Origin of the sequence: Ensifer adhaerens, assembly GCF_001270265.1 — a bacterium.
Taxonomy (GTDB): domain Bacteria; phylum Pseudomonadota; class Alphaproteobacteria; order Rhizobiales; family Rhizobiaceae; genus Ensifer; species Ensifer adhaerens_B.
Window position 1 is genome coordinate 629417 of record NZ_LGAP01000002.1, and the last position, 15458, is coordinate 644874.

Below are 15458 nucleotides of genomic sequence, written 5' to 3' on the forward strand. Positions count from 1 at the left end.
TTTTCGTTGTTGGGTTTTCAGGCGTCTTCATGGGACGAGGGGCGCAGCAGGAATTTCGCAGCGATCGGCAAACAGCCGCTCGCTCAGATAATCGACGAAGACGCGGACCTTCGGCGAGAGATGCCGGTTCGACGGCCAGAGAAGATGAAACTGGCCAGGGACGTCGAGATGGGCGTCGAGCACCGTTCGAAGCGTGCCATCGGCAAGCGGTCCGCGCGCCAGAAAATCCGGCATGCAGCCTATGCCGAGACCGCTGATCACGGCGCCCCGCAATGCCTCCATGTTGTTGCAGGTCAAAACCGTTTGCATCAGCGGCATGGTGCCCGGGCCTGACATGACAATCGGCCAATCCTGTAGTTTGCGACTGTTGGGAAACCGAAAGCGAACCGCGCGGTGACCGTCGAGATCCCGTGGGCATTCGGGAGCGCCGTGATCGGCCAGGTAGGTCGGGGCGGCGCAAAGCAGAAGCCGAAACGGCCTGAGGGCTCGCGACATCAAACGGGAATCCGGCAGGTCGCCGCTGCGAATGGCGACATCAACCTCCTCGTCGATCAGGTCGACGATGCGATCGTTGAAATCGAGATCGAGTTCGACCTCGGGGTAGCGTTCGATGAAGTCCGGCAGCACCGGCAACAGCAGGTGATAGCTGACGATCGGCACGCTGACGCGCAGGCGCCCGCGTGGCGCCGCGACCGCCCGGGCGAGCGAGGCCTCAGCATCGTCGAGATCGTCGAGCACACGGCGGCAGCGCTCGTGAAACAGCCGCCCTTCCTCCGTCAGCCGGAGGCTGCGTGTCGAGCGTTGAAAGAGACGGACGCCAAGCTGCTTCTCGAGGTTTGTCACCGCCTTGCCGACGGCCGAAGCGGATAAGCCAAGCACCCGTCCAGCGGCGACAAAGCTGCCGAGATCGGCGGTTCGCACAAAGGCCGTCAGCCCGCTCAAGCGATCCATGTCCTCTCCTATTCGAGCGTTTTATTCCGCCATGACCGGAGTGATGGCGGTATTTTCCGCCCATTGTGTCCAATCTATCCTGCTCACGTCAATCGGTACCCACTGACACGGATCATTCGGCCGGCCATCTTGCGTCCGCCCGGCGGGTTTTCATTTGCTCGAACACAGCGGAATCACAAGACATGAGAGAGAAGATCAGGAGTGGGGGCAACGCCGGACGGGTGTTCGTTCTTGTCGCCGTTTGCTGCGCCGCCGCGGCGATGCCGCTGACTTTCACCGGACCGGCCGTGGCACTGCCTTCGATCGGTCGCACGCTGGGCGGAAGCCCGCTGGCGCTCAATTGGGTCACCAACGCCTTCATGCTGACCTTCGGCAGCACCTTGATGGCGGCTGGCGCGCTTGCCGATACCTATGGCCGCAAGCGCATGTTCCTTGGCGGGCTGGCAGCCTTCGGCCTGTTCTCGCTCGGTCTTGCTTTCGCCAGCGACATTGTCTGGTTCGACATTCTCAGAGCCCTGCAGGGTGTCGGAGCGGCCGCTGCGTTTTCCGGCGCCATGGCGTCATTGGCGCAGGAGTTTGAAGAGGGGGAACGGCTGCGGGCGTTCAGCGTGGTCGGCGCGAGTTTTGGCGTGGGCCTTGCCTTCGGCCCGATCGCCTCAGGCCTCGTGGTCGAGGCGTTTGGCTGGCCGGCAATCTTTCTGCTCGTTGTTGCGCTTGCGGCCCTTGCCCTCGTGCTCGGCGCAGTCTTTCTCCGGGAAACGCGCGATCCGAATGCCGCGGGTCTTGACTGGAAAGGGGCGGCGACCTTCACGCTGGCGCTGGCATTTCTGACATACGGCATCCTGCAGATGCCCGACGTTGGCTGGACCGATCCTTTCGTCCTCGCTGTACTGGTGGCCGCCGTTGTCTTCTTCTTTGCCTTCTACCGGATCGAGCGTTCCGTGGCGCGGCCGATGCTGGACCTGTCGCTGTTCAGATATCCGCGGTTCGTCGGCGTGCAACTGCTCGCCGCGGCGCCGGCCTACGGTTTCGTTGTCCTGCTCATTCTTCTGCCGGTGCGCTTCATCGGCATCGAAGGCATGAGCGAAATTGCCGGAGGGCGGATGATGATTGCGCTCTCCGCTCCGCTTCTCGTCTTGCCGATCGCCGCCGGTCTGTTGACGCGCTGGTTTGCGCCGGCGGTCATCTGCGGGACGGGGCTGCTGCTGTCGGCCGCCGGACTTGCCTGGCTCAGCCAGTTTCCCGTGGGCTCGCAGCCGGAGCTACTGGTCTGGCCATTGTTGCTTGTCGGCATCGGCATCAGCCTGCCCTGGGGATTGATGGATGGTCTTGCGGTCAGCGTGGTGCCGAAGGAGCGGGCAGGAATGGCGACGGGGATCTTCAGCACCACCCGTGTTGCAGGCGAAGGTGTCGCGCTTGCGGTGGTGACGGCACTTCTCTCTGCCTTCACGCAGATGAATCTGGGCCCGGCGGCGGGCGAACATGCCGCTGGTGCCGCCCAGCGGCTTGGCACCGGTAACGTCGCGGCGGCGGGCAGCATGGTGCCGTCGATGGCGCGGGCCGCTATGCTTCAGGCCTATAATGATGCGTTCAGCGCACTGCTCTGGCTTTTGTCCGCCATTACTGCGGCAACGGCCGTGGTCGTCTTTCTGTATCTTGGGAAGAGCGCCGACGTGATCGACGGCGCAGCCGGTGAACCCGGCCCGCTGCGGACCACAGTTATGGACCCGTGAAAGCGGGAGTGAGCCGATCAACCCTTTGACAAGCCGGCATCATTGGCACATATGTTTTCCAGTAACCGCCTGCGCGAAATTCGCGCGGGCGGTTTTGCGTTTCAATGGGCTTGCGTTTGCAACTCGTTTGCATCTGCATGAGGAATGAAGAAGATGTCTGGATCCGAAAACCGAACCGTCCTGCGGCTTGCCTTCTGGGGCATTCCGCTTTCTCTGGCCGTCTTGGGGCTGAAGCTTCTCGCCTGGTGGGTAACGGGCTCGGTGGCCCTTCTGTCCGATGGCCTCGAGTCCACGGTCAATGTGATCGTGGCGGTGATCGCCTATCTGATGATCGGTTATGCGGCGAAACCGGCGGATGCCGGCCATCCCTTCGGGCATCACAAGGCGGAGTATTTTTCCGCCGTCATCGAGGGCGTGCTGATCGTGGTTGCCGCTCTGCTGATCGTCTGGGAAGCCGTGCCGGCGATGATGGCGCCGGTGGTGCTGGAGGCCCCGGCGCTGGGTTTGGCGATCAACTTCGCAGCGGGTGTCGTCAACGCCATCTGGGCCTATGTGCTGATCCGCGCCGGCCGGAAGCATCGCTCGCCGGCATTGAGCGCCGACGGCCATCATATTCTCTCCGACGTCGTGACCTCGATCGGCGTCTTGATCGGCCTTGTTCTTGCCATTGCCACCGGTTACGCGATCCTCGATCCCTTGCTCGCCGTGATCGTCGCCTGCAACATCCTCTTCCAGGGCTGGATGGTGATATCGCGCTCGATCGACGGGTTGATGGACCGGGCTGTGCCAGCCGACGAGGAGGAGGCGATCAAGATTGCGATTGCCGCCAATGCCAAGGGTTCGCTCGGGGTGCATGACCTCAAGAGCCGCCAGGCAGGCCCGGTGATCTTTGTGGATTTCCACATGGTCGTGCCCGAAATGATGCCGGTGGGCGAGGCGCATGATATCTGCGATCGGATCGAGGACGCGATCCGCGCCGTTCATCCCGGCGCCAAGATCGCGATCCATGTCGAGCCGGAAGGTGAAAAGGCGCACGGCGTGCGCGTAAAAGTGAGTGGAGCACCACGGAAATGAGCAAGACTGACGTATCCGGCCTGTCGCAATTGGGCGCGAAGGTCGACCTGCCACAGAGCCCCGACGAAGCGGTGCTTGAGCGCGTGCCGAGCGGCAACCAGGGCGCGGACTTCCTGGTGCGGTTCACCGCGCCGGAATTCACTTCGCTCTGCCCGATGACCGGCCAGCCTGACTTCGCCCATATCGTCATCGACTACGTGCCGGATGAATGGCTGGTGGAATCGAAGTCGCTGAAGCTGTTCCTGCATTCCTTCCGCAATCACGGCGCCTTTCACGAGGATTGCACCATCGACATTGCCAAGCGGCTGGTGACGCTCTTGTCGCCACGATGGCTGCGCATCGGCGCCTACTGGTATCCGCGCGGCGGCATTCCGATCGATGTCTTCTGGCAGACCGGCAAGCCGCCGGAAGGGCTCTGGTTGCCCGACCAGGGCGTTCCCACCTATCGCGGTCGCGGATAGAAAATGGCGGGCCTGGCCCGCCATTTTCGTTTTGCGCCTTGTTACGACCGTCAGCCGAAGATCAAGGTTGCGCCCGCGAGAGCCGTGATGCCGCCGAGAACGCGCGCCAGCGCGCCGCCGCCCGAGAGGCGACCGAGCATCATCCCAAGACCGATGCCGGCTGCGTGAAGGGCGGTAGTGGCAATCAGGAAGCCGACCGAGAAGGCAAGCGCGCCGGCACTGCCGAGCTCGCCGCCATGCGCATGACCGTGGAAGAGCGCGAAGAGGCCGACGATCGCTGCCGACGCTGATGTATCGAGGCGTACGGCCATGGCCACCAGCAACCCCAGTGCGACGACCGAGGCGAGGATCGCGGGCTCGACAAAGGGAAGACCGATGCCGGCGGTTGCCAGCGTGAAGCCGACGGCCATCATCGAAACGAAGGCCGTCGGCACGATCCATAGCGCCCGACCGCCGATCTGCGCCGCCCAGAGACCGACGGCGATCATGACCAGGATATGGTCGAGGCCGAAGAGCGGATGCGAGAAGCCGGCCGCAAACGAGCCGTGCTCGTCCGGGCTGAGGTGTGCGAAGGCGGGTGCTGTGGATGCCATCAGCGCCGCCGCCGCAATCAGGATGCGTCTGTTCATGTCTGTCCCCATGGATCGACAGGGCCTGGGAGGAAGCCCCGTCTTTGCTGCTTTTTGACGGGATCGATCTTATTGGGCTTTGGGTCTCTGTCCATACGGCATTTGGCGGTGGCAGCGTTTACCATAGGCACAGTCCGGTTTGCCGCTTTGTCGCCCCTCCGGTTTGTTGCATTGTCTTCGCGGTCGAGTCGCATTATCTGACTTTGACAGAGAAATTCATGAGACGCCGGAGAAACACGGATGAACGACAACGACGAGGAAGACAAGAAGACCGAATTGCCCTTGGGCAAGGAAACGGAGGCGAACCTTTTCAAGTCGCGCTCGATTTTCATTTACGGCACGATCACGCAGGAACTGGCGCAGAAGGTGTGCTCGCAGCTCGTGGCGCTTGCGTCTGCCAGCGATGACGACATTCGCCTCTTCGTCAGCTCGCCCGGCGGCCACGTCGAATCCGGCGACAGCATTCACGACATGATCAAGTTCGTGAAGCCGAAGGTCTGGACGATCGGCACAGGCTGGGTCGCATCGGCCGGCGCGCTGATCTATGTCGGCGTGCCCAAGGAGCGTCGCGTTTGCCTGCCGAACACCCGCTTCCTGCTTCACCAACCGTCGGGCGGCACCCGCGGCATGGCTTCCGATATCGAGATCCAGGCACGCGAAATCATCAAGATGAACGAGCGCCTGAACAGGATCTTTTCCGAAGCGACCGGCCAGACGGTCGAAAAGATCGCCAAGGACACGGAACGCGATTATTGGCTGTCGGCTGAAGAGGCCAAGAATTACGGTCTCGTCTCGCGCATCATCACCTCGGTTTCGGATATCTGAGGACGGCATTCCGTCGGCAACGGCGTTGAGATCGCAAAGGGCATCGGCGGAAGCGCCGGTGCCCTTTTGCTTTGCCGAGCATCGCGCGAGGGGCGGCCCTCGTCATGTTTCAGCTCCGCGGAGCCTTGCTCCGTTTCGGCAAGCCGTGTATAGGCTTTGGCATGACCAAGGCTAACGCATATCAGATCGCTACGATCTCTGCCGCACACGATGACAATCGTGCGCCGCTGCGCGCCTTCGCCTCGCTTCTTCTTCTCGGCCTTACTCGCGGTTGCCGGGTTCGCTGAGGAGCGCCCGGCGGCCGAAAAGCCATGCCGGCAGATGCTCCTCGAATCCCATAGAGTTTTAGGACAAACGCGCCCGCCGCGGCATTTGCCATCGCAATCCGATCCCCGATCGGTTATGGCAAAGCGGCCAGAGCGCTCAGTGATGAAGAGAAGCTGCAATGATCCAGAAATCCCATTCCATCAAGAACGGCATGCCGGAAGCGGCGGTAAAGTATCAGCCTTACCCGCAGATTGCGCTTGCCGAACGTACCTGGCCGTCGAAGACGATCACAAAGGCGCCGATCTGGTGCTCGGTCGACCTGCGTGACGGCAACCAGTCGCTCGTCGACCCGATGGGCCATGACCGTAAGGCGCGCATGTTCCAGCTGCTGCTGGACATGGGCTTCAAGGAAATCGAGATCGGCTTTCCCTCGGCCTCGCAGACGGACTTCGACTTCGCCCGCTGGTGCATCGAAGAGGGCAACGTCGCTGAAGACGTGTCGCTGCAGGTGCTGGTGCAGTGCCGGCCGGAGCTGATCACCCGGACCTTCGAAGCGCTGCAGGGCGCCCACAAGCCGATCGTGCATTTCTACAATTCCACGAGTGAACTGCAGCGCAGGGTGGTGTTTGCCAAGGACGTTGCCGGCATCAAGCAGATCGCAACCGACGCGGCCAAGATGATCACCGACATGGCGGCCAAGGCCGGCGGCGGCTATCGCTTCGAGTATTCGCCGGAGAGCTTCACCGGCACCGAGCTGGAAGTGGCACTGGAGATCTGCAACGCGGTCACCGAGATCATCAGGCCGACCCCGGACAACAAGCTGATCCTCAACCTGCCGTCGACCGTCGAGATGGCGACGCCGAACATATATGCCGACCAGATCGAATGGATGTGCCGCAACCTCGACAATCGCGAGAGCCTGATCATTTCGCTGCATCCACACAACGACCGCGGCACGGGCATCGCGGCGACCGAGCTCGGCCTGATGGCCGGTGCCGACCGCGTCGAAGGTACGCTGTTCGGCAATGGCGAGCGCACGGGCAATGTCGACGTTGTGACGCTGGCGTTGAACATGTTCACCCAGGGCGTGGATCCGAAGCTGGACTGCTCCGATATCGAGCGGATCAAGGAAGTCTACGAGTATTCCAACCAGATGGTCATTCCGGAGCGCCACCCCTACGTCGGCGAGCTGGTCTATACGGCGTTCTCCGGCTCGCACCAGGATGCGATCAACAAGGGCATGAAGGCGATCAAGACCGCCAACAAGCCGTTGTGGGAAGTGCCGTACCTGCCGATCGATCCGCGTGACGTCGGCCGCTCCTACGAGGCGATCATCCGCATCAATTCGCAGTCGGGCAAGGGCGGCATCGCCTATATCCTGCAGGAAGACTACGGCATCAACCTGCCGCGCAACCTGCAGGTGGAGTTCCGCGAAGACATCCAGCGCATCACCGACGAGGAAGGCAAGGAGCTACCCTCCAAGCGCATCCACGAGCGTTTCATCGAGCGTTATGTCGAGCAGCCGGGCGCGCGCATCAAGTTCGTCGATCACCACACCTATCCGGTGGGTGAACACAAGGGTGTGCGCGTGGTTTCGGCCGAGATCGCCGACAACGGCGAGATCAAGCGCATCGAGGGCAAGGGCACCGGTCCGATCGACGGCTTCATCAACGCGCTGTCGATCTATCTCGGCGTCGATCTCTCGGTCGCCGACTATTCCGAGCATTCGCTGCAGCACGGCTCGAACGCCGCCGCCATTGCTTACGTCGAGATGGAGCATCCCGGCGGCAAGCTGTTCGGCGCCGGCATCAACACCAACATCGTGGCGGCCTCGTTGGAAGCGATCGTCTCGGCTGCCAACCGCGTGTTGGAGATGAAAAACGCCTGATCAGCAAAACGCCGCGCGTCGAGATCGACGCGCGGCGCTTTCATTCGGAATCTAATTCACTGAAAGGCGGTCTTCCGGCAAGGCCGGCGATGATGGCTTTGGGCCATTCTAGGCGTTCAGCCCTGTCGCGCCTTGCGGTTGGCGTAGCGCCGGTCGCGCTCTGCCTTGCGGGCCGCTTCGTCCTCGATCACGCGTGAGATGCGGCTCTTGTCGGCGGCTTCGCGCGCTTCGGCCTCGGCTCTCGCGGCAGCGGTGATTGCCGCTTCGCGTTCTGCCGCCTCGGCTTGCAGACGCTCGCGCTCCTCGATCTTTACGCGTTCGCGGTTGATACGCCGCTCCTCGCGGGCGGCAGCGACGGCCTGACGCTGAGCCTGACGGGCGAGTTCGGTCGGTTCTGCGGCCTCTTTTGCGGCGCGATAGGCTTGAAGAAGCGCTTTCTTCGCATCGGCAGCGGCGCTGCGACGGTCGGTGAGTTCACTGTTTCTGATGTTTCTCAAGTCTCTATTCCAGTTGAGGTGTCACCCTGACTGAAAGTCAGGCCTTTCTGACACGTTTCGAAACGGGGGCGGCGGCGGCCGCCAGGCGATCTTGCAACTCCTTTGCCAGACGAGCTTCGCGCAGGCGCAGGGTCTTTTCTTCGCGAGCCTGGACGATGGCGTCGAGCTCTTCGACCGCGCTGTCACGGGCAAAGAACTGCGATTGCTCCTTGGCAAAGGCAATCTCAGCCCGCTGGCGCGATTTGTTATGGGTCTCTGTCATTGGGGATCCCGATCTTTCAGGCGCGCCTACGTTTTCTGGCATCATTCCCGATGCGCAATGCAGTCGCGGTGGGCGTGCATTCGGTGCACGAAAACGAAAAAAGGCCAGGCATTTTGCCTGACCTTGATGGGTATCATGCTCTCGACAGTGCCAGTACATCCGTGGTCAAGGGAGAGCCGATACCGATTTAAGCTGCCTGAAGGTTGCAGGCAGACATCTTGCCCGACTTGTTGTCGCGCTCCATGTCGTAGGAGACCTTCTGGCCTTCGACGATTTCGCGCATGCCAGCGCGCTCGACGGCGGAGATGTGGACGAATGCGTCCGGGCCGCCGTTGTCAGGCTGAATGAAGCCGAAGCCCTTGGTGGAATTAAACCATTTAACTGTGCCGGTGGTCATGATGAACCCTCTCATAGCATATTGAACGACCGCGACGCGGAAGCGTTGCGGATGGTGATAGCGATTTTTGAAAGGAAGGTTCGTTCAGGGCGCGGTTGCTAAATGCGCGGTAACCAAAGCTCAGCAAGCAAATATCGATTTGCCAGAGATAGAGACAAAGTATTGAAATGTCAACCGTTGGTTTTTTCTTGCCGGATTTTACGAGTTTTTCGGTGGCTGTGGCAACCCAATTCGAACTCAATATTTGGCCGTTGCGGCATATGTATTTTGCGGCGTGGTCGCGGGCGTAACCGTTTGGTTGCCTACACAAATTTCTGCTTAATCCAAATACGGTCGCACGAATTATGCTTTCTGCCCTGCGGTGGCCGATGTCATGATTTTCATGACATCGAAATCCGCCTTCGGAACAGGCGCTGCCGTGGATCGGTTCCCGAATTTTGGCGGAGGTTGCGGCTCAACCAGGCTGAGAAGGCGTTGGCTCAGATCGTCGTTGCGACCGCTTCGGCGAGCTCGTGCAGGCCGACGCTGGACGACGGACCGACGACGACGAAAGACGCGCCGCCACGCTGCCAGGAAACCATGCCGAGATCGTCGCGGATGCTTTCGGAGAACTTGTCGGATTGCGGGCTGTTGCTGTCCTTGAGGAAACAGATCGCAAACACATCGCCATCGGCATTGCGATAGATGAGCTGTCCGACGGGTTTGCTGTTGGCGACAAGCAGGCGCGCACCTTCGAAGTTCAGGCCCTTGCCGGTCAGATTGGGGATGGTGAACGGGACACCGACGCTGGAGGCGAGCCATGTCTCGATCTTCGGCGCGTCGGAGGCCGGAACCTCGACGAGGCGTTCCTTCTGGCGCGAATAGATGCGGTGGTAATCGGCGATGTCGTCAAGCCAGGTGCGAGCCGACGCCAGCTTCGTCGGCTCGGCGACGTTGTTGGCCGTGCCGATGATAAAGCCGGTGGCGCCACCGACCAACACCAGCGCCACGGATGCCGCCACCACGCGCGGCCAGATGCGTGCACTGCGCACATTGGCGGCCGCGATCGTTACGCGTTCCGCCTTGGGGTTAATGCCGGAGCCCTGCTTGATCTGGCGCACCAGAGCCAGCGGAACGGGATCGTGCAAGAAATCTTCGAAAGCCGTGTTGCCGAAGGCGCTGCCCGCCTTCAGCTTTTCGTACAACGCCTTGGCGTCCTCGTCGCGAGCGAGAAGTGTCTCGAGTTCAGTCTTCTCTGCCTCGCCGAGTTCGCCGTCTATGTAGGCGCACAACCGGATTTCGAGCGCGTGACCTTTCGTCTGCTGCAACGGTCAAGCCCTCCTTTCGGTGTTCTCGGAAATCATCGCCGCGAGCCTCAGGCGCGCCGTCGACAGCCTGCTCATCACCGTGCCGATGGGGATGCCGAGGATATCGGCGGTCTCGCGGTAGCTGTGGCCTTCGACATTGACCAGAAGGAAGGTGCTTGCCAGGCCTTCGGGCATAGAGAGGATCATCTTCTGCAATTGGTTGGCGTAGACCGCTTTCTCGGCCGAGGCCTCGACGCTCAGTTCATCCTGGTCGGACACATCGATCGTGCCGCTGCCGGTGCGGACCTTCCGCTTGCGGATTTCGTCGACCCAAAGATTGCGCGTCATTGCGTAGATCCAGCTTTCGAGGCGGCCTTCTCCGTTCCAGAGGTGACTGCGCGTAATCGCTCTTTCGCAAGCTTCCTGGACAAGGTCATCGGCATCATGTGCATTGCGCGTCAATGTCATCGCGAAACGGCGCAATTTGGGCAGCAGGCTGACCAAGTCGCGTCTGAAGTCCTTCGTTTCTGCCGCTGGGCGCATTGCTCTTCCAAATGAAACGTGCGGGATCGTGTCTTTATTCGCCAAGTAATATCCACGGCGAATGATATGAAACATTTGGTCCTTAGTCTGCAAGGGAAGTCACGGATCGGAAAGCGAAATCTGTTCTTTCGCGCGCCATTATCCCAAAAACCTTCGCTCGTCCGCACCCGCGCTGCCGGGTAGTCGTTACGGTAAACTGCAAGGCCCGGCCGGCATTGCGTCAAAGTTCGGCCCGAATCTGATCGGCACTCATCCGCACAACTGCAGGTCGTTGCCGGGGGAAGTGTGAATGAACAAACAAGAATGCGGTAGTGCAGGCCTTGACGGTCGGCGATCCACGGGGCGATCGCGTCCTGATCGGTTGCGGCCAGCACTGGCCTGCATCCGGATCACGGGGCTCACCGCGTTGCTGGCAGGCCTTGCCGCCTGCCAGAGCGCGTCTCTCAGCGAAACCGGTTCGCTGTCGTCCTACAAGGATTTCGTCGCCAGCGATGGCATGGTGACCAAGACGAAGTATCGGGTGGATTCAGGTTCGACCAAGAACGTCAAGACCGTGCATCTGATTCCGACAACCTTTGCCTCCAATGCCGATGTCGGCAAGCTCGGCGATCCGCAGAAGAAACTGGTGGCAACGGCCATCGACCGGTCGCTATGCGAGGCGTTGAGCGCACATTTCGATGTCGTGCCGGTATCGAAGCCGGCGGATATGGCCGTGCGCTCCGTGGTCAGCAAGGTCAAGGCGACGAATGCCGTCGTCGCCGGCGTGTCGACCGTGACCTCGGCGGTCGCCCCTGTGCCGGTACCGCGCATTCCGATCGGCCTTGGCAGTCTCGCCGTCGAGGCGGAGGCCTTCGATGCGAAGGGCAAGCAGATCGCCGGGCTGACATGGGCGCGCGGAGCCAACATCCTGACCAATGGTTCGCGCGCGTCGACCGCCGCCGACGCGTTCGAACTGGCCGGCGATTTTTCCGACGATTTCAGCGCGTTGCTGGCAAAATCGAACGACCCGATGAAGTCCGGCTTCGAGCTGCCGTCGATGAAGAACGTCTCGAACAGCGTCTCCTATGCCGTCACCGGCAAGTCGACCGATCCCGATTGCGCCATTTTCGGGCGTGGCTCGGGCGTGACGGGCATCGTCGGCGGCGCGCTGGGCCTGCCGCCGGAATGGACCGAGGAGAAGCGCAGCTGAGGAAAGGCTTCTTGGGTCGATGCCGCGGCTGCCTTCCCATGTTGGGGAAGGCAGAGGGCATGCATCAATATTGTCTGACGCCGCCGAGCGACTGCAGCAGCGAGCGATAGGCCCAGCTATCCTCGCCGCCGCGATCGCGGATCTCGACCAGCTGCACCCGGGCATCCTCGATCTGACCCTGCTCGATCAGGGCCTGGCCCATGTAGGAGCGGGCGAGGACATAGTTCTCGTCGGCCTGAAGCGCGCGCTTGTAATACTGCATGCCGAGTTCCATGCGGCCGGCCTTGCGGTTGGCATAACCGAGATAGTTCAGGACGCGGGCGCTCTTTTGATCCTTGACGGCGCCGAGAACCTTGATGGAGTTCTCATACTGGCCGGCATAGGCAAGCTCGCGGGCGGCCTCGAAAAGGATGTCGTCGCCGAGGTCGCTCTTCTTGGCGTTGACGCAAGCGTTCTTCTTGGCATCCCAGATCTTGCCGTTGGTGCATTCGCTGCTCGTCTTGGTTTTCTTCGGCGGCTCGCTGGTGTCCTCGCCGGCGGCCATGGCCGTCTGGCCTGCAAAGGCAGCTGTGCTGGCCATAAACAGGGCACATAGAATGGTCTTGCGGTACATCATGCCTATCTCCCATCATCTGCAACGGCGCCGAGCACGCCATTTCCGGCACAGAGAATAGATCGCTCTGCCGGTTGTGGGAACCCGAACGGGAGTGTGACGCATGACGATGCGCAATTATTCGCCCGGCGACGAGATTCCGGCAAAGTCCGGCCCGGCCGCTCGCTCAACCGCCTTGCACGAGAGCGAATGCACACAGCATGTGTTAGAACCGGGTGGTTTCGACCAACGTCGCGCCGGTCGCATCGGCGTTGAGCGCGTAGCGCTCGCGGGTGAGGTGCCAGTTGCCGGCCTCGCCGGCAATCGTGAACAGGTTGTAGGCGGCCTGCGGCTTGTGGCCGCCCGGGCCCTGCGACGCGGAGGAGATGCCGACGACCGGCACGGGGCCGTTCGGGCCCTTCAGCGTATAGACGGTGTTCAGGTGCGTGTGGCCGTGGATCACCAGTTCGGCGCCGCCCGACGAGATCGTCGCTGCAAACCGGCGGATGCCGAGCATGCGCTTGTGCAGCGAGGTGGCGCCGCGGATCGGCGGATGGTGGATCATCACCACGCGGAAGAGCCCGGCATCGCCCGCCTGGCGCAGCAGGTTGACGGTGGCGCGCGCCTGCCTCTGGCCGAAATACCCGCTGGCGGCAAAGGGCGGTGTCGCCACTGCGGTCGAGCAGCCGATCAGCGCCACCGGGCCGCGCACCCGCATATAGGGGAAACAACGGTGGCCCTCGTGCCAATTGGTCGGGGCGCCATCGGCCCGCATATAGGGATACCAGGCGCGCGTCGTCTTCTCGTAGGCGCCGGGTACATAGGCATCGTGATTGCCCGGGACGATCGAGATGTTGGCGGGATCGCCGGCGTCTTCGAGCCACTCGGTGACCGCCGTGATCTCCCGCGACGAGGCGAGGTTCACCAGGTCTCCGGTGATCGCCATGTGGTCGGGATCGTGCTTCTCGATATCGGCCATCAGGCAGTCGAGCGTGCCCGTGAACAAGTGCCTTCTACGGTTCCGGTGCCAGTTGACGAAGCCGGTGATGCGCTTGGAGGCAAGCTCCCTCAAGGAGAGGTCGGGCAGAGGGCCGAGATGGACATCGGAGATATGGGCGAGTTTGAACATCGTCCCCGTCTAGCGCATATTCCGGTTGAGGGGAATCATGTCGCCGGATTAATCCGGTCTGGCAGTAAATGCGGGAGGAATGGCATCTGGAACAGCAGCGGCCACCGGAGATGCGGCGCTGGTATCTTCGCGTCCTGATGCGTCTGGCCCATGGCTATTACGCGTTGTCGCGCGGCATGACGATCGGCGTGCGCGCCGCCTGTTTTGACGGCGAGGGACGCGTGTTCCTGGTGCGGCATTCCTATCTTCCCGGCTGGCACCTGCCGGGCGGAGGGCTGGACCGGAACGAGACCGCGCTCGAAGGCCTGCTGCGCGAACTGCGCGAGGAGGGCAATCTGGAGACGACGGTCCCGCCGACGCTGGTGCAGGTCTATTACAACAGGCGCACGAGCCGTCGTGATCACGTGGTCTTCTACCGCTGCGACGGCGTGCGCCAGACAAGGGTGAAGGTGCCGGATCTCGAGATCGCCGCAAGCGGCTTCTTCGCGCTGGGCGATCTGCCTGACGATGCCACTCCGGCCACCCGCCGCCGGCTTGCCGAGCTGGCGGGCAGCGCTGCTTTCGACACTTACTGGTAGGGTGCAAAGCGCCGCCGTGCGCCCTGAACGCGCGACGGCGCCCTAAGCTGCCGCCTAGATGGTTTCCCGCCCACGCGGCGCGGTCAGATCCAGGATCGGGCCAACGGGCACGACGCCGGTCGGGTTGATCATCGTGTGACTGCGGTAATAGTGGTCCTTGATGTGATGCATGTTGACCGTCTCGGCCACACCCGGCACCTGGTAGAGGTCGCACAGGTAGCCGTGCAGGTTCTTGTAGTCGGCGATCCGGCGGATGTTGCACTTGAAGTGGCCGACATAGACAGGGTCGAAGCGCACCAGCGTCGTGAACAGCCGCCAGTCGGCTTCGGTGAGCTTGCTGCCGGTCAGGTAGCGTCGGGTTGAGAGCCGTTCTTCGAGTTCGTCGAGCATGTCGAACAGTGGGGTGACGCCTTGCTCGTAGGCCTCCTGGCTCGTGGCAAAGCCTGCCTTGTAGACGCCGTTGTTGACTGCGCCATAGATGCGGCCGTTCAACTCGTCGACTTCGGTGCGCAGGTCCTCCGGATAGAAATCGTCCTTCGAGCCTGTCAGTCCGTTGAAGGCGGAGTTGAACATGCGGATGATTTCGGCGGATTCATTCGAGACGATGGTGTTTTTCTGCTTGTCCCACAGCACTGGTACGGTTACCCGGCCGGAATAGCTGGGATCGGCACGGACATAGACCTGCCAGAGGGCGTCGAAGCCGAAGAGGTGATCGACCGTGCCGCCGTCCTTGCCCTTGAACTCCCAGCCCTTCGACAGCATCAGTGGATCGACGATCGAGACCGAGATGAGGTCTGCGAGTTTCTTCAGCTTGCGGAAGATCAGCGTGCGATGCGCCCAGGGGCAGGCAAGCGAGACGTAGAGGTGATAACGCCCGGCCTCGGCCTTGAAGCCGCCTTCGCCGGATGGGCCTGGCGAACCATCTGATGTGATCCAGTTGCGGAACTGCGATTCGCTGCGCTTGAAATGGCCTTTCGTCGCCGCCGTGTCATACCAGACGTCCTGCCAGACGCCGTCTACAAGCCTGCCCATGGGCGATCTCCTTCGGGTTTTCGTTTTTCATAGATAACGGCTTTATCGGCCTGCGGTAGGTATCGATTTCTGAACAGTGCGTTTTGGGCTTTGACATCGGGCAATTTTCTGGTATCGGCGATTTC

17 protein-coding genes are annotated in these 15458 nt (G+C 61.8%); 7 read left to right on the forward strand and 10 right to left on the reverse strand.

Annotated features, from left to right (window positions below; genetic code table 11):
- Positions 1-27: 27 nt before the first annotated feature.
- A complete protein-coding gene (locus AC244_RS07785) occupies positions 28-951 on the reverse strand; it encodes a LysR substrate-binding domain-containing protein (protein WP_053248192.1) in 924 nt (307 codons plus the stop codon).
- 182 nt (positions 952-1133) lie between these two features.
- Between AC244_RS07785 and AC244_RS07790 the strand changes: the two genes are divergently transcribed.
- From AC244_RS07790 to queF, 3 genes are all read left to right on the forward strand, one after another.
- On the forward strand, positions 1134-2684 hold the full coding sequence (locus AC244_RS07790) for an MFS transporter (RefSeq protein WP_053248193.1): 1551 nt from the start codon (positions 1134-1136) through the stop codon (positions 2682-2684).
- A gap of 153 nt (positions 2685-2837) precedes the next feature.
- The gene (locus AC244_RS07795; RefSeq protein WP_053248430.1) at positions 2838-3758 is read left to right on the forward strand and encodes a cation diffusion facilitator family transporter; all 921 of its coding nucleotides are present in this window, start codon (positions 2838-2840) and stop codon (positions 3756-3758) included.
- Positions 3755-4219, forward strand: coding sequence for a preQ(1) synthase (gene queF / locus AC244_RS07800; protein ID WP_053248194.1), 465 nt, complete (start codon positions 3755-3757; stop codon positions 4217-4219). Before AC244_RS07795 ends, queF begins: the two co-directional genes overlap by 4 nt.
- Positions 4220-4269: 50 nt before the next feature.
- Here the strand turns inward: queF and AC244_RS07805 are convergent, their stop codons facing one another.
- Complete coding sequence (locus tag AC244_RS07805) at positions 4270-4848, reverse strand: HupE/UreJ family protein (RefSeq protein WP_053248195.1); 579 nt, start codon at positions 4846-4848, stop codon at positions 4270-4272.
- Positions 4849-5088: 240 nt separating this feature from the next.
- Here AC244_RS07805 and AC244_RS07810 point away from each other — a divergent pair, with 240 nt between their 5' ends.
- Together AC244_RS07810 and leuA are read left to right on the forward strand one after the other, a co-directional pair.
- A complete protein-coding gene (locus AC244_RS07810) occupies positions 5089-5673 on the forward strand; it encodes an ATP-dependent Clp protease proteolytic subunit (RefSeq protein ID WP_053248196.1) in 585 nt (194 codons plus the stop codon).
- 445 nt (positions 5674-6118) lie between these two features.
- The gene (leuA, locus tag AC244_RS07820) at positions 6119-7828 is read left to right on the forward strand and encodes a 2-isopropylmalate synthase (protein WP_053248198.1); all 1710 of its coding nucleotides are present in this window, start codon (positions 6119-6121) and stop codon (positions 7826-7828) included.
- A 116-nt stretch (positions 7829-7944) separates the two neighbouring features.
- Here leuA and AC244_RS07825 read toward each other — a convergent pair whose 3' ends face one another.
- From AC244_RS07825 to AC244_RS07845, 5 genes are all read right to left on the reverse strand, one after another.
- Positions 7945-8325, reverse strand: coding sequence for a DUF6481 family protein (locus AC244_RS07825; protein ID WP_053248199.1), 381 nt, complete (start codon positions 8323-8325; stop codon positions 7945-7947).
- A gap of 37 nt (positions 8326-8362) precedes the next feature.
- Entirely contained in the window at positions 8363-8587 is a 225-nt protein-coding gene (locus AC244_RS07830; RefSeq protein ID WP_053248200.1) for a hypothetical protein, read from the reverse strand.
- Positions 8588-8774: 187 nt separating this feature from the next.
- Positions 8775-8984, reverse strand: coding sequence for a cold-shock protein (locus AC244_RS07835; protein ID WP_053248201.1), 210 nt, complete (start codon positions 8982-8984; stop codon positions 8775-8777).
- 479 nt (positions 8985-9463) lie between these two features.
- Positions 9464-10291 (reverse strand): anti-sigma factor family protein, encoded by an 828-nt coding sequence (locus AC244_RS07840; RefSeq protein ID WP_053248202.1) that lies wholly within the window; start codon positions 10289-10291, stop codon positions 9464-9466.
- A 3-nt stretch (positions 10292-10294) separates the two neighbouring features.
- On the reverse strand, positions 10295-10813 hold the full coding sequence (locus AC244_RS07845) for an RNA polymerase sigma factor (protein ID WP_053248203.1): 519 nt from the start codon (positions 10811-10813) through the stop codon (positions 10295-10297).
- 289 nt (positions 10814-11102) lie between these two features.
- Here AC244_RS07845 and AC244_RS07850 point away from each other — a divergent pair, with 289 nt between their 5' ends.
- Entirely contained in the window at positions 11103-12002 is a 900-nt protein-coding gene (locus tag AC244_RS07850; protein WP_082366766.1) for a DUF3313 domain-containing protein, read from the forward strand.
- 64 nt (positions 12003-12066) lie between these two features.
- Here the strand turns inward: AC244_RS07850 and AC244_RS07855 are convergent, their stop codons facing one another.
- Together AC244_RS07855 and AC244_RS07860 are read right to left on the reverse strand one after the other, a co-directional pair.
- The gene (locus AC244_RS07855; RefSeq protein WP_053248205.1) at positions 12067-12618 is read right to left on the reverse strand and encodes a tetratricopeptide repeat protein; all 552 of its coding nucleotides are present in this window, start codon (positions 12616-12618) and stop codon (positions 12067-12069) included.
- A gap of 202 nt (positions 12619-12820) precedes the next feature.
- Positions 12821-13723: a metallophosphoesterase family protein gene (locus AC244_RS07860; RefSeq protein ID WP_053248206.1), complete on the reverse strand. Its 903-nt coding sequence runs from the start codon at positions 13721-13723 to the stop codon at positions 12821-12823.
- 68 nt (positions 13724-13791) lie between these two features.
- Between AC244_RS07860 and AC244_RS07865 the strand changes: the two genes are divergently transcribed.
- On the forward strand, positions 13792-14301 hold the full coding sequence (locus tag AC244_RS07865; protein ID WP_053248207.1) for an NUDIX domain-containing protein: 510 nt from the start codon (positions 13792-13794) through the stop codon (positions 14299-14301).
- Between the two features lie 54 nt (positions 14302-14355).
- Here AC244_RS07865 and AC244_RS07870 read toward each other — a convergent pair whose 3' ends face one another.
- The gene (locus AC244_RS07870) at positions 14356-15333 is read right to left on the reverse strand and encodes a glutathione S-transferase family protein (RefSeq protein WP_053248208.1); all 978 of its coding nucleotides are present in this window, start codon (positions 15331-15333) and stop codon (positions 14356-14358) included.
- Positions 15334-15458 lie beyond the last annotated feature (125 nt).